The organism is Pseudomonas sp. GXZC (genome assembly GCF_026967615.1).
Taxonomy (GTDB): Bacteria; Pseudomonadota; Gammaproteobacteria; order Pseudomonadales; family Pseudomonadaceae; genus Aquipseudomonas; species Aquipseudomonas azotoformans_A.
The window spans coordinates 425,433-437,971 of sequence record NZ_CP114115.1 but is presented as its reverse complement, the minus strand read 5'-3'; the positions used below and the strand labels follow the sequence as shown (position 1 = coordinate 437,971).

Sequence of the window (12,539 nt, the reverse complement as noted above, 5' to 3'; positions counted from 1 at the left end):
ATCCCCACGCGGCAGGGGCAGGCAGCAGCCCTTGTCGCTTTCTTCGCTGCTGCATCCCTGAACCGATAGGAGTTATCACCATGAACGCCGTTACCCAAACCGAAGCCCGCGCCATCAACACCGCCGCCGCTATCCCGCTGGAAGCCGCTGATCCGACCAAGAACCTGATTCTGGTTCCGCTGTCGCGGCTGGTGTCGCGTCCCACTGGCCGCAACGTGCGCAAGACCCCGCGCATGTCCATTCCCGAACTCGCCGCCAGCATCCAGCGTGTCGGCCTGCTGCAAAACCTCATCGTGATTGCCGCCGCCGATGGCGAGCATTACGAGGTCGTGGCCGGTGACCGTCGCCTCGCAGCGTTGAAGCTGCTGGCGAAAAAGCACCGCATTAGCAAGGAATGGGAGGTGCCTTGCCTGCTGGTGGCCGATGGCACCGCCCGCACGGCCAGCCTCACCGAGAACGTGCAGCGCGAAGCCATGCACCCCGCCGACCAGTTCGAGGCGTTCGCCGCGCTCGTGGCCGAAGGCCGCAGCATCGAGGACATTGCAGCGGATTTCAGCGTCACGCCGCTGGTGGTGCAGCGCCGTCTGAAACTCGCCAACGTGTCGCCGCGCCTGCTGGCCGACTACCGGGCCGAGGCCGTGAGCCTTGACCAGTTGATGGCCCTCGCCATCACCGACGACCATGCTGCGCAGGAAGCCGCGTTCTACGATGCGCCCACATGGCAGCGCGGCCCGCACAACCTGCGCGACCGCCTGACCGAACGCGAAATCGACGCCTACCGGCATCCGCTGGTGCGCTTTGTCGGGCTGGACGGCTACGAGCAGGAAGGCGGTGGCATCCGCCGCGACCTGTTCGCGGAGGGCGACAAAGGCGTGTATCTGACCGATGCCGCACTGCTGGAACGGCTGGCGCAGGACAAGCTGGCAGGTATCGCCGCCAAGGTGCAGGCCGAGGGCTGGGCGTGGGTGGATGCCACGCCGGGCATGACCCATGCCGATCTGCAAGCCTTCCAGCGTGCGCCAAGGGAACGCCGCAGTCCGAACAAGCGCGACGCGCAGCGCATCGAGAAGCTGCAAACCAAGCTGCACGAACTGGCCGAGGCGGTGGATGCCGCGCTGGACGACGAGGACGAGGAAAAGGCCGATGCCTTGCAGGAAGAAGGCGAACGCCTGGGCGAGCAGTTGCAGGCGCTGGAAGATGGCTTGCTGGACTATGCGGCCAACGTGAAGGCCGCAGCCGGTGCCATTGTCACCATCGACCGCGACGGGCAGGCCGCGATTCATCGCGGGCTGCTGCGCGAAGCGGAGGCCAAGGCACTGCGCACGCTGGAGCGGCTGCGGCAGGGTTTCGGCAGCGAAGGCGAAGCCGCGAACGAGGACGCAGGCGAGGACGACGAGCAGCCCAAGACCGCCGCCATGTCTGACCGACTGGCGCAGCGGTTGAGCGCGCACCGTACCGCTGCGCTGCAAATCGAAGTTGCACGGCATCCGCAAGCAGCGCTGGCCGCCGTGGTGCATGGCATGGTGCAGACCGTCTTGCAGGAAAGGCACTACGGGCACGACCTGCCGCTGGGTGTGCGCCTCACGGTGCAAGACCGGCTGGAAGGCATGGCCCCGGACTGGCCGGAATCACCCGCCGCCGTGGCGCTGCGCGAACTGCAACAGGTGGCAGGCGAAACCTTGCCGGAGGACAGCGCCGAACTGTTCGCCGCGCTGCTGGCGAAATCACAGGATGAACTGGTGCGGCTGTTGGCCGTGTGCTTAGCTTCCACGGTGGACGTGGTGACGCCTCGCGCCACGCCGCACCAGCCCGGCGCGGAACTGGCGCAGGCCGTGGGGCTGGATATGGCCGCGTGGTGGCAGCCCACCAATGAGGGTTACTTCCGGCATGTGCCGAAGGCCGCGATTCTGGAAGCCGTTGGCGGGTTCGCGCCCTCGCACGTCACCCGACTGGCGAAGTTGAAGAAGGGCGACATTGCCAGCGAAGCCGAACGGCTGGCCGCTGGCACCGGCTGGATGCCCGCCATCTTCCGCTCCGAAGGCCCGCAGCAGACCGGGCAGGACGCGCCGGCGGATGGCGAAGCCGAAGCACAGGAAGAAGTGGCCGCCGTGGCGGATGACCAGCCGCAGGCCGAGGCTTTGGCCGCGTGACTTCGCACCGTAGATAGCGCCCCGGTTCCGGCCGGGGCGCTTCATGTTGAGGATGCCTGCCATGACCCACCAACCCGCAAACCGCCCCCGCATGGCTGCGACCTATGCCTCCGGCACGGTGCGCGCCCGCCGCTGGCACGGCGACGGCGACGTGCGCGGCTACCGTCCGCCGCGTGGCTGGACGGCCCGCGCCGACCTGACCGATCTGCATCCCCTCACGGGCCGCGCCTTGCCGCGCGCCGTGTGGTGGATCATCGAAACCAAGGAATAACGAGCCGCACCGGCCCCAAGCCGTGCCGCCTTGGGGCCGGTGGTCGAAAACTCCGGGCGCGGCGGTGGCCGCGCCCGGTTTCACTGCTCAAAGCCAAAACGCCCCATCGCCGCCTTCGGACAGGCGGCGATGGGGCCACGCACAAGGGCGCTCGTGCGCGAAATCCACGAAGCCAGCAAGTGTGGCGGCGCATCGCGCCGCCAACGATTCGACCGAGCCCCGCCGCAATGGGCGGGGCTGGTGTGGCTACGCCCCGGCTTGCTGCGGCAGGTTGCACGAAAGCGTGCCGTCCCCGACGCTGGCGGTTCGTTGTCTGTACGTCACGAAAGACGGTTCACCGACACGCCGCCCAGCCTCGCTTCTATGGAGCTTCCACACCACGCCTCAGTATGTGGCCGTGAGCTGCGGCAGGGGCGCTCTGGCCTTGTCGTCGGGGCATTGACCTGGCCCGCGTCAGGGCGCAAGCCGGTGCAGCCGTCACGCGGGGATGCCGAGTTGGCCACGTCTCCATTCGGGAGCGGGCGGCCTGTGCGTCCTTGTCTTGTTGTGAATCCTGGCGGTGGCGCGGCTGCGCCTTGTGCTTGATGGCCGCAACCTTGCAGCGAAAACAATTTCCCCTGCGCTGCGCGCATTCCTCGCGGGACAAATTCTTTTCGCTTCCAGGTTCTCCACGTTGTTGCGACCGCTGCGCGGTGCGACCAGCCCATCCCCCGCCGGCCGGATCACAACAAGGACGCACTGGCGCGACCTTGTTCAACCCGAAAGGAGAAACATCATGGCTAACATCGGCACCTTCACCGCAGAGAAAGACGGCTTCACCGGCACGCTTCGCACCCTGACGCTCAACGTCAAGGTCAAGCTGGTTCCCAACGACAAGGGCGACACCGAGAACGCCCCCGACTTCCACCTGCAAGCGGCTGGCCACGAAGTCGGCGCAGCGTGGAAGAAGACCAGCGAGGCCGGGCGGGAATACCTGTCCGTATCCATCGACGACCCTTCGTTCCCGGCGACGGTCTATGCCCGCCTGATCGAGAACGAGGACGGCACGCACGACCTGATCTGGTCGCGCAACAAGCCGAAGGCGGCCTGACAGCCGCTTACCGCGTCCCGCCCACTGCGGCGGGGCGCGATGCTGCTGATCGCAGCACCGCACGCGCAGGATTTCTGCTGCTGCCGCGTGCTGGATACGCCCGTCACGGCGGGCCTGCATGCGTGCCTTGTGGCTCGCAATCCGTGTCAACGAGCGGTGTGTGGCGTGTCGGCGCTGTAAGCGCCGCCGGGCTTTCGGGCTTCGCCCCGTGCCGGCAAGCCGTCACGGCCATCCGGCTTCAATCCCTCGCGCCTTCGCGCCTGCGGCGCTGCGCGCTCCGCTTGCTGCAATTCAGTACCACACGCCAACGCGCTAAGGCGTGTCGGGCTCTTCCAATATCGCCCTGAGTTCCTGGCGCACCTGTGCCAGCAATTCATCAGCTTCGCGGGTGCTGTCACCGGCATAAGCCAATGTGAGCAGCGTGAGCGGATGCACTTCCATGACCTCGCACAGATCGGCCAGCTTCTGGATGGTTGGGCTTTTCAGGTCGCGCTCCAGCGTGCTCATGTAGGTCCGACTGGACACGTTGGAGAACGCTTCCTGGCTCAAACCACGCGCCTTCCTTACCGTCCGAATCGCCGCTGCCAATGAGTTCTTCGCTGCCACCTATGGTTTCCCCAAAAAACCAAGATGACAGCCCATTGCGCCCTATAGGACTACAATCTATAGTGTTCATTTGGTGGTGATGTTTTCCTTTTCCGTGCTTTTACGGAGATCCGCATCTGCGGATTTCCTCAGACCCAGGGAACCGCATCCGTGTCTTTCCTGACTTCCACCAATACGCCTTCGTGCCTCTCCGCTTTTGCGGCTTCGTGCGCTTGCGCATACGTGCATCCGTCCGCAGGCACAGATGCGCCTCGGCGATTGCGTGTGTTCGTGGAAGGGGCGCGGCCTTGACCACGCTTGTCACCGAGGAAGACCGGGTGCACCTACTGGCCCACGGCCTCACCCGCGCCGCAGGCCAGGAATGTGACCCGCTGCCCGTGGTGCGCCTGTTCACACCGGACGCACATGCGACCTGGCTATTGGCCGCGCTCGATCCGACCGATGGCGATACGGCCTACGGCCTGATCGACCTCGGGATCGGGATGCCTGCCCTGGCGACGGTGAAGCTGTCCGATCTGGCGTCCATCGTCGGGCCGCTCAAGCAGCCCGTGATACGAGATCGGTATTTCCGGCCGACGCGGCCGCTGTCGGAATACGTTCGACTGGCTCAGGAAAACGGTTCGATCACCGATTGACGCATTCCAGCGCGACCAGGCAAAAAGTATCGCATTGTGACTATTTCGGTCTTAGCCAAGACCTGGCAAGTCTTGATCCGCATGCTTGCACCAGGGTGGTGCGCTCCTGACCAAAACAGTCATGATGCCAGGCGCGAGATTCGGCACGGTGTTCAATGCTGCACCCCATTTCCGGGCGGTGCAGTCGTCGTATTTAGACGATTTCGGCAATGTACTGGAGCGAATCTGTCTTGACACCAGCAGTTAAAGCGTAACCCGAGTTTGATGACCACTTGATGGCGATTCGATAGCTCCCGCACAGCGGAATTGTGGCGACGTTCCCAGAAACAGGGAGGTTTCGCCATGACTGACCGCAGCAGCCAACACTGGTATCCCACGGCCGCGTATCTCTACACGCTGCACCTCGATGGCCCAGCGCTGGCTTGGGAGTATTTGCGCAGGAATCCAAGCTACCGGCGCGACTGGCTACGCCGGCGTCGCAAGCCTGATGCGGCGCAGGCCTGGGGCCTGCGCCTGCTGGAAGATCCCGGCCTGGATGCGCGCGACGCACATCCTGCTTGGTTCCCCGATCACGATGCCGTGGTGCAGCTATACCCCGACGCCGACCCACCACCCGATGCGCATACCTTCGAGTTCTGGCGCATTCCTGGGCGCAAGCAACTGACCCACGACGGCAAGCGCCTGGTGCTCGTATCGCATTGGCCAGGCTGCTGCGTTCGGCTGGCACTCGCACCCGACCTGGAAGATGGTTCGGCCTATCTCTACGCCACACGCGCCTGCGCCACGCCCTGTGCGCGCTACCGCACGCTCGCTGCGAAGCTGGATGCGCTATCTGCCGCAACCGTGGCCACGCCTGTGGCAACAGCCCGCTCCCGCCCCACGCCCGCCGCGCTGCTGGAACTGCATACCTTGCAAGCGCTCGACGCGACCCTCGCGGGAGCCTCCTTGCGCGAGGTGGGCGAAGGTCTGTTCGGCGCGGATGCCGTCGCGGCCGACTGGCACAAAGACAGTGCATTGCGTGCCCGCGTACGGCGGCTGGTACGCCGCGGCGATGAGCTGATGCACGGCGGCTACCGCCGACTAGCGCAGCTTCCAATGTTCCCGTCGCATTAGGGGGGACGTTTCTCGACCCGTGCGAATCGTCCCTTAGCAAGAAGCCTTGCTTTCTTGAGAGTGCCTCTATCCGGCCGCGTGGTGTGGCCGGGCTTGATGGAGGTACATCCCATGCGACCTGCTCCCTCGCGGCCTGCCGCCGCTGCCGTCACTGCGACCTCGCAGCCTCAACGCTACCTGACAAACGACGAAGCCGCCGACTACCTGCGGCTGTCGCCGCGCACGCTGGAGAAGCAGCGGGTGATCGGCGGCGGCCCCAAGTTCCGCAAGTTCGGCCGCCGCGTCATGTACGCGGTGTCCGACCTCGATGCCTGGGCCGACCAGCGCAGCTACGAGGCCACGTCCGATCCCGAATACGCCGAGCGCCACGCGGGCGACTACCGTGATGGCCGCTGATCGTCGGCGCGTGGGTGGCCTTCGCCATGTCCAGCCCGCCAGGGCAAGCCTTGCCGCAGCGCGAACAGCTCGATCTGTTCCGCGCGCTGCCGGGCGACATGGCGCCACGCGATTCCCAGGACTTGATGGCCTTTCCGTTCTTCTCGCTTGCCAAGTCGCGGCGCACGGCGCCGATCGACTTCCGCAGCGGGAACGTCACCATTCGCGTGGAAGGCACGCAGGAGCACGGCATCGCAACGATATGGGATGCCGACGTGCTGATATGGGCCGCCTCGCAGATCGTGGAGGCGCGCGACGCGGGCCTGCGCCCGTCGCGCTGGATACGCGCCACGCCTTACGAGATTTTGCGCTTCATCGGGCGCGGCACGTCCCTCAACGACTACCAGCGCCTGAAGGCCGCCCTCGACCGGCTGCAATCGACCACGGTGGCCACGTCCATCCGCGAAACCACGGGAAGGCGCTTGCATCGCTTCTCGTGGATCAACGAGTGGAAGGAACTCGCCGACGCCAGCGGCACCCCGCTGGGCATCGAGCTGATCTTGCCGGACTGGTTCTATGCCGGCGTGCTCGACGCCGCCCTGGTGCTGACCATCGACCCGGCCTATTTCCGCTTGAAGGGCGGTATCGAACGCTGGCTGTACCGCCTGGTGCGCAAGCATGGCGGGCGGCAGGAGCACGGCTGGCAATTCGACTTCCGACACCTGTACCGCAAATCCGGCAGCGCGGCCCGCTTCTCGGACTTCGCCTACGACGTGCGCGCCCTGGTGGCGCGGCAGTCGTTGCCCGGCTACGTCCTCGGCATCGAGCGGATGCCGGACGACAACACCGAGCTGCTGACCTTCCGGCCCGTGCCGCACGCGGCACGGGGATAACTGCGGGAGAACCTGTGGACGGCCTCGTGCTATCAGGAGTACCGGGTATCGTGCTATCAGGAGTACGACCCTCGTGCTATCAGGAGTACGAAAACGCCGGAAAGCCAACAACGGCGCGGGTTTGCGTTCCCTCTAACTTACCTAACAAGAAATACATAACTTTTAGTAGAAGCGCGCCGTTTCGGTGGACAACCACGAAACGGCACGGCCAGGCCGGCTTTCCAGCTCGGAGGGCCGCGCCATGATCTTCGCGTTTCTCAACCAGAAAGGCGGCGTCGGCAAGACCACGCTCGCCACGCACATCGCCGGCGAACTGGCGATGCGCGGCCTGCATGTCATCCTGCTGGATGCCGACCCGCAGGGGTCATCGCTCGACTGGACGCAGCGGCGTAGCCAGCAGGGCCTGCCCCGTCTGTTCAGCGCCGTGGGCCTTGCCCGCGAAACGCTGCATCAGGAAGCGCCAGAACTCGCCAGGCGGGCCGATCACATCATCATCGACGGCCCGCCGCGCATCGCCGCCCTCGCGCGTTCCGCGCTGCTGGCGGCCGAGCGCGTGCTGATCCCCGTGCAGCCCAGCCCCTACGACGTATGGGCTTCTGCCGAGATGGTCGCACTGATCCGCGAAGCACAGGTGTTCCGGCCAGCGCTGCGCGCGGCCTTCGTCATCAACCGGCGCGTCAGCACCACCATCATCGGCAGGGAGGCACGGCAATCGCTGGCCGAACAGCCGCTGCCCGCGCTGCGCTCGGAGATCCACCAGCGCATCGTCTTTGCCGACAGCGTAGCCGCTGGCCGGCTCGCCCGCGAAACCGCGCCCGACAGCGCCGCTGCCCGCGAGATCGCCGCGCTCACCGACGAACTGCTGCGGTGGCCGACATGACTGGGAAGCCACCACCACGCAGCAAGCGCGTCGGCATCGGTGCGCGTCCCCCAGCGAATCCGCACGCCGAAGCGTGGATTCGCCAGGGCGACGCAGATGCCGTGCAGAAAGGCGACCTCTACACCGCTCGACTGACGCTCGACATCACGCCCGCCATGCGGGCGCGCATCAAGGTGTCGGCCTTCACGCGAGGCGTGACCGTAGCCGAACTGCTGCGCGACCTGCTGGAGCGGGAGTTTCCCCCGGAGGGCACGCCGTGAACGCATCCGCTTCGACCGCCCACACCCCCAAAGCAAGTGCGCCCACGGCTGCGCCGCCGCCGGCGCCTTCGACACTCGCCGGCCAGGCCGGCAACGTGCCGCTGACGCGCGTGGCGCTGGCCTACATCGAACCGCGCTTCAAGCTCTACCTGCGCTTCGGCGAACCGGCGCGCACGCTCCAGCTCGACCGCTGGCGGCGCTGCGCCGTGTTCCTGCCGAACGCGGTTCTGTGCCGCATCCGTTGGCAGGCCAACGACTACGGCACGATCCGCTGGCAGCTCATGGTGATGCAGACCGCCACGCCGCTGGACGCCGTGCAGCGCATCCCCGGCGTGCAGCCGGGCGCGCGTCTGCTGCTGCACGCCGAAGGCGATGCCAACGTGCGCGCCGTGCTGGAACGCATCGACGGCATCGAGGCGCTGGGCATCGCAGCCGCAGACACATCGCCCGCGTACTGGCGCACGCTCGCGAACCGGCTCGCAGCGCGCTCGGCGCTACCCACATACACCGCAGAACGGCACGCCGCCTGGCTGGCCGGGAGGGCATTGCCATGACCACGATTTCCACGACCGGCCCCGTGCCGCATCCTCGCTCGCGCCTGCGCGCTCGCCTCGTGCTGGCAGGGGCGAATAGAGAAAACGGAAAAAATCGTACGCTAAGGTTTTCCGGGCAGCCTTAGCGGCCGAAACTTCCCGTCCTCCAGCCTGCGGCTCTGCCGCCAGACATAATCGCCGGTCAGATTGATGTGCTCCCACCCCAGCGGCGACAGGTATTGCAGCAGCTCACCATCCACCGACTTCCCCGCATCGCCCATCGCCTGGGTGGCGCGCTCCAAGTACACCGTGTTCCACAACACGATGGCGGCCGTCACCAGGTTGAGGCCACTGGCCCGGTAGCGCTGCTGCTCGAAGCTCCGATCCCTGATCTCGCCGAGGCGGTTGAAGAACACCGCCCTGGCCAGGGAGTTGCGGGCTTCGCCCTTGTTCAGTCCAGCATGCACGCGCCGGCGCAGCTCGACGCTTTGCAACCAATCGAGGATGAAAAGCGTGCGCTCGATCCGGCCCAGCTCGCGCAGGGCCACGGCCAGGCCGTTCTGGCGCGGATAGCTGCCGAGCTTGCGCAGCATCAGCGAGGCGGTGACCGTGCCCTGCTTGATCGAGCTGGCCAGGCGCAGGATGTCGTCCCAATGGGCGCGGACGTGCTTGATGTTCAGGGTGCCGCCAACCATTGGGCGCAATGTCGGGTAGTCCTGGACGCTATTCGGAACATACAGCTTGGTTTCTCCGAGGTCGCGGATGCGCGGTGCGAAGCGGAAGCCCAGCAGGTGCATCAGGGCGAAGACATGATCGGTGAAGCCAGCCGTGTCAGTGTAGTGCTCCTCGATCCGCAAGTCGGACTCGTGGTACAGCAGACCGTCGAGCACATAGGTAGAGTCGCGCACGCCGACATTCACCACGCGGGTGCTGAACGGTGCGTACTGGTCGGAGATGTGGGTGTAGAACAGCCGCCCCGGCTCGCTGCCGTACTTCGGGTTGACGTGGCCGGTGCTTTCGCCTCGACCACCCGCCCGGAAGCGCTGGCCATCGGAAGAAGAGGTCGTGCCGTCGCCCCAGTGAGCGGCGAAGGTATGACGGTACTGGTGGTTGACCAGCTCGGCCAGGGCCGCCGAGTAGGTTTCGTCTCGGATGTGCCAGGCTTGCAGCCAGGACAGCTTGGCGTAGGTCAGGCCGGGGCTCGACTCGGCCATCTTGGTCAGCCCGAGGTTGATTGCATCGCCCAGGATCGCTGAAAGCAGCAATGTCCGGTCTTTGGCCTCGGCACCGTCCTTCAGGTGTGTGAAGTGGCGGCTGAAGCCCGTCCAGTCGTCCACGTCCATCAGCAGTTCGGTGATCTTGATGCGCGGCAGCAAATGGCTGGTCTGGTCGATCAGCGCCTGCGCGGTATTGGGCACCGCGGAATCCAGCGGGGTGATCTTCAGCCCGGACTCGGTGAGGATGGCATCGGGCAGCTCGTTGTCCTTGGCCAGGCGGGTGACGGTGGCCAGCTGCTCGTCCAGCAGCTGCAAGCGCTCTTCCAGGTACTGGTTGCTGTTCGGGTTGATCGCCAGGGGCAGAGCCTGCGCATGCTTGAGCGCGGCGAACCTCTCTGCCGGCAGCAGGTAGTCGTCGAAGTCGCGGAACTGCCGCGAGCCCTTGACCCAGATGTCACCGGAGCGCAGCGCGTTCTTCAGCTCGGACAGGGCGCAGATTTCGTAGAAGCGCCGGTCGAGGCCTTCCGGGGTTATCACTAGCGGCTTCCAGCGCGGCTTGATGAAGGCGGTGGGCGCATCGGCCGGCACCTTGCGCAGGTTGTAGGCGTTCATCTCGCTCAGGGTCTGCACGGCTGCCAGCACGCCTTGCGCAGCCGGGGCAGCGCGCAGTTCCAGCACCTCCAGCAAGGCCGGCGTGTAACGGCGCAGAGTGGCGAAGTTCTCGCCGACCAGGTGCAGATGGTCGAAGCCTTCCGGCCGGGCCAGCAGCTCGGCCTCGCTGACGCTCTCGGTGAACTCGTCCCAGGGAATCACCGCCTCAATGGCGGCATAGGGATCGCTACCGCTTTCCTTGGCTTCCAGCAGAGCCTGGCCGATCTTCGAGTACAGGCGCACCTTGTCGTTGATCGCCTTGCCCTGCTTCTGGAACTGCTGCTGATGCTTGTGCTTCGCGCTGCTGAACAGCTTGACCAGGATACGGTCGTGCAGATCGACCAACTCATCAATCACCGTCGCGGTGCTCTCCAGCACCACGGCGGCCAGGGTCGCGTAGCGTCGCTGCGGCTCGAACTTGCCGAGGTCTTTGGGCGTCATCTGCCCACCCTCGCGGGCCAGCTTGAGCAGGCGGTTCTGGTGGATGTGTCGGCCCAGGCCTTCGGGCAAGTCCACCAGCTGAAATGTCTTCAGCCGCTCGATGTGTTCGAGCATGTGGCGGGAGTTCGGTTTCAGCGGTGCCTGTCGCAGCCAGGTCAACCAGGTGATGCTGCTGCCGGCCTTGAGCTTCAACAGCTCGTCCAGCTTGGCCCGATGCGAGTCCGTGAGTGGTTCGACCAGGGCGCGGTAGACTCGGCGATTGGCCCGCGCAATGGCCTCCGAACAAGCTCGATCAATTACGCTCAACGCCGGCAGAATGCGCCGCTTCTGTCGCAGGCTCTCCAGGGCCTGACCGGCCAGCAGTAAGCCCTTGTCGGTCTGCTGGGCCAACTCGGTCAGCTCGCGCACCAGGGCGCGGAAGTCGGACAGGCCGAACGGGGCCAGTTGTAGGTAGGTGCGCAGTTCCTGGGCGTGCTCGCGGCGAGTCACGTCGCGTTCGCCGTACTTCAACCAACTCGCCGGGTCGGCCTGAACTTGCTTGGCCACCCACTGGATGACCGGCTCGGGCGGCTCGCTGTCGGTGCCCAACGCATAGCCGGGGTAGCGCAGCAGGCTGAGCTGCACCGCGAAGCCCAGGCGGTTGGCGTCGCCGCGCCGCTGGCGGATCAGCGACAGGTCGGAGTCGTTGAAGGTGTAGTAGCGGATCAGGTCATCCTGGCTTTCCGGCAACGCAAGCAAGGTGTCGCGCTCCGTAGCCGAGAGAATCGAGCGACGCGGCATGGTTCAGTCGTCCTTGCGAAGGTACTGATAGAGGGTTTCTCGGCTGATGCCGAACTCGCGGGCGAGCTGCGCCTTCGGCTCGCCCGCAGCGGCCCGCTGCCGCAGCGTGATGGCTTGCTCGTCGGAGAGGGCTTTCTTGCGGCCCCGGTAGGCACCGCGCTGCTTGGCCAGGGCGATGCCCTCGCGCTGCCGCTCGCGAATCAGGGCGCGCTCAAACTCGGCAAAGGCCCCCATGACCGACAGCATCAGGTTGGCCATCGGCGAGTCCTCGCCGGTGAACACCAGGCCTTCCTTCAAGAACTCGATGCGCACACCGCGCTGGGTCAGCTTCTGCACCAGGCGGCGCAAATCATCGAGGTTTCGTGCCAGGCGATCCATGCTGTGCACCACCACGGTGTCGCCTTCGCGAACGAAACCGAGCATGGCCTCCAGCTGGGGACGCTGGGTGTCCTTGCCCGAGGCTTTGTCGGTGAACAGCTTGCCGACCTCGACCTGTTCAAGTTGGCGTTCCGGGTTCTGGTCGAAGCTGCTGACCCGGACGTAACCGATGCGTTGTCCCTGCAAGATGCCTCCATGGGCTGGATGGGCGGCAGGGCTTGCGTTGGTTTTTGGTTCCATTGCGCCCGAAGCCTTGAATTTGTCAG

General features: G+C 65.7%; 13 protein-coding genes. 10 read left to right on the top strand and 3 right to left on the bottom strand.

Annotation, left to right across the window (positions count from 1 at the left end):
* Window positions 1-80: 80 nt before the first annotated feature.
* The 3 genes from OZ428_RS02150 (at window position 81) to OZ428_RS02140 (ending at window position 3,511) form a co-directional block, all read left to right on the top strand.
* A complete protein-coding gene (locus OZ428_RS02150) occupies window positions 81-2,150 on the top strand; it encodes a ParB/RepB/Spo0J family partition protein (RefSeq protein WP_000994919.1) in 2,070 nt (689 codons plus the stop codon).
* Window positions 2,151-2,211: 61 nt separating this feature from the next.
* Complete coding sequence (locus tag OZ428_RS02145; RefSeq protein ID WP_094202290.1) at window positions 2,212-2,421, top strand: hypothetical protein; 210 nt, start codon at window positions 2,212-2,214, stop codon at window positions 2,419-2,421.
* A gap of 775 nt (window positions 2,422-3,196) precedes the next feature.
* A complete protein-coding gene (locus tag OZ428_RS02140; protein ID WP_001273857.1) occupies window positions 3,197-3,511 on the top strand; it encodes a DUF736 domain-containing protein in 315 nt (104 codons plus the stop codon).
* A 312-nt stretch (window positions 3,512-3,823) separates the two neighbouring features.
* On the opposite strand, the gene OZ428_RS02135 is transcribed toward OZ428_RS02140, so the two are convergent.
* Window positions 3,824-4,117 carry a helix-turn-helix domain-containing protein gene (locus OZ428_RS02135; RefSeq protein WP_006379425.1) on the bottom strand — a complete coding sequence of 98 codons (294 nt, stop codon included), beginning with the start codon at window positions 4,115-4,117 and terminating at the stop codon, window positions 3,824-3,826.
* 287 nt (window positions 4,118-4,404) lie between these two features.
* On the opposite strand from OZ428_RS02135, the gene OZ428_RS02130 reads away from it, so the two are divergent.
* From OZ428_RS02130 to OZ428_RS02100, 7 genes are all read left to right on the top strand, one after another.
* Window positions 4,405-4,752 (top strand): DUF2958 domain-containing protein, encoded by a 348-nt coding sequence (locus OZ428_RS02130; protein ID WP_221388700.1) that lies wholly within the window; start codon window positions 4,405-4,407, stop codon window positions 4,750-4,752.
* 342 nt (window positions 4,753-5,094) lie between these two features.
* Window positions 5,095-5,865: a DUF2285 domain-containing protein gene (locus tag OZ428_RS02125; RefSeq protein WP_003092318.1), complete on the top strand. Its 771-nt coding sequence runs from the start codon at window positions 5,095-5,097 to the stop codon at window positions 5,863-5,865.
* 111 nt (window positions 5,866-5,976) lie between these two features.
* A complete protein-coding gene (locus OZ428_RS02120; RefSeq protein ID WP_001247107.1) occupies window positions 5,977-6,261 on the top strand; it encodes a helix-turn-helix transcriptional regulator in 285 nt (94 codons plus the stop codon).
* Between the two features lie 26 nt (window positions 6,262-6,287).
* Window positions 6,288-7,133 (top strand): replication initiator protein A, encoded by an 846-nt coding sequence (locus tag OZ428_RS02115; protein ID WP_022652188.1) that lies wholly within the window; start codon window positions 6,288-6,290, stop codon window positions 7,131-7,133.
* A gap of 241 nt (window positions 7,134-7,374) precedes the next feature.
* Window positions 7,375-8,013 (top strand): ParA family partition ATPase, encoded by a 639-nt coding sequence (parA, locus tag OZ428_RS02110; RefSeq protein ID WP_003092312.1) that lies wholly within the window; start codon window positions 7,375-7,377, stop codon window positions 8,011-8,013.
* On the top strand, window positions 8,010-8,273 hold the full coding sequence (locus tag OZ428_RS02105) for a hypothetical protein (RefSeq protein ID WP_000147048.1): 264 nt from the start codon (window positions 8,010-8,012) through the stop codon (window positions 8,271-8,273). Before parA ends, OZ428_RS02105 begins: the two co-directional genes overlap by 4 nt.
* Entirely contained in the window at window positions 8,270-8,827 is a 558-nt protein-coding gene (locus OZ428_RS02100) for a DUF2840 domain-containing protein (protein WP_023093372.1), read from the top strand. Before OZ428_RS02105 ends, OZ428_RS02100 begins: the two co-directional genes overlap by 4 nt.
* 101 nt (window positions 8,828-8,928) lie before the next feature.
* Here OZ428_RS02100 and OZ428_RS02095 read toward each other — a convergent pair whose 3' ends face one another.
* Together OZ428_RS02095 and OZ428_RS02090 are read right to left on the bottom strand one after the other, a co-directional pair.
* Window positions 8,929-11,895 (bottom strand): Tn3 family transposase, encoded by a 2,967-nt coding sequence (locus OZ428_RS02095; protein WP_003090772.1) that lies wholly within the window; start codon window positions 11,893-11,895, stop codon window positions 8,929-8,931.
* Between the two features lie 3 nt (window positions 11,896-11,898).
* A complete protein-coding gene (locus tag OZ428_RS02090; RefSeq protein ID WP_003090771.1) occupies window positions 11,899-12,459 on the bottom strand; it encodes a recombinase family protein in 561 nt (186 codons plus the stop codon).
* Between the last annotated feature and the right edge of the window lie 80 nt (window positions 12,460-12,539).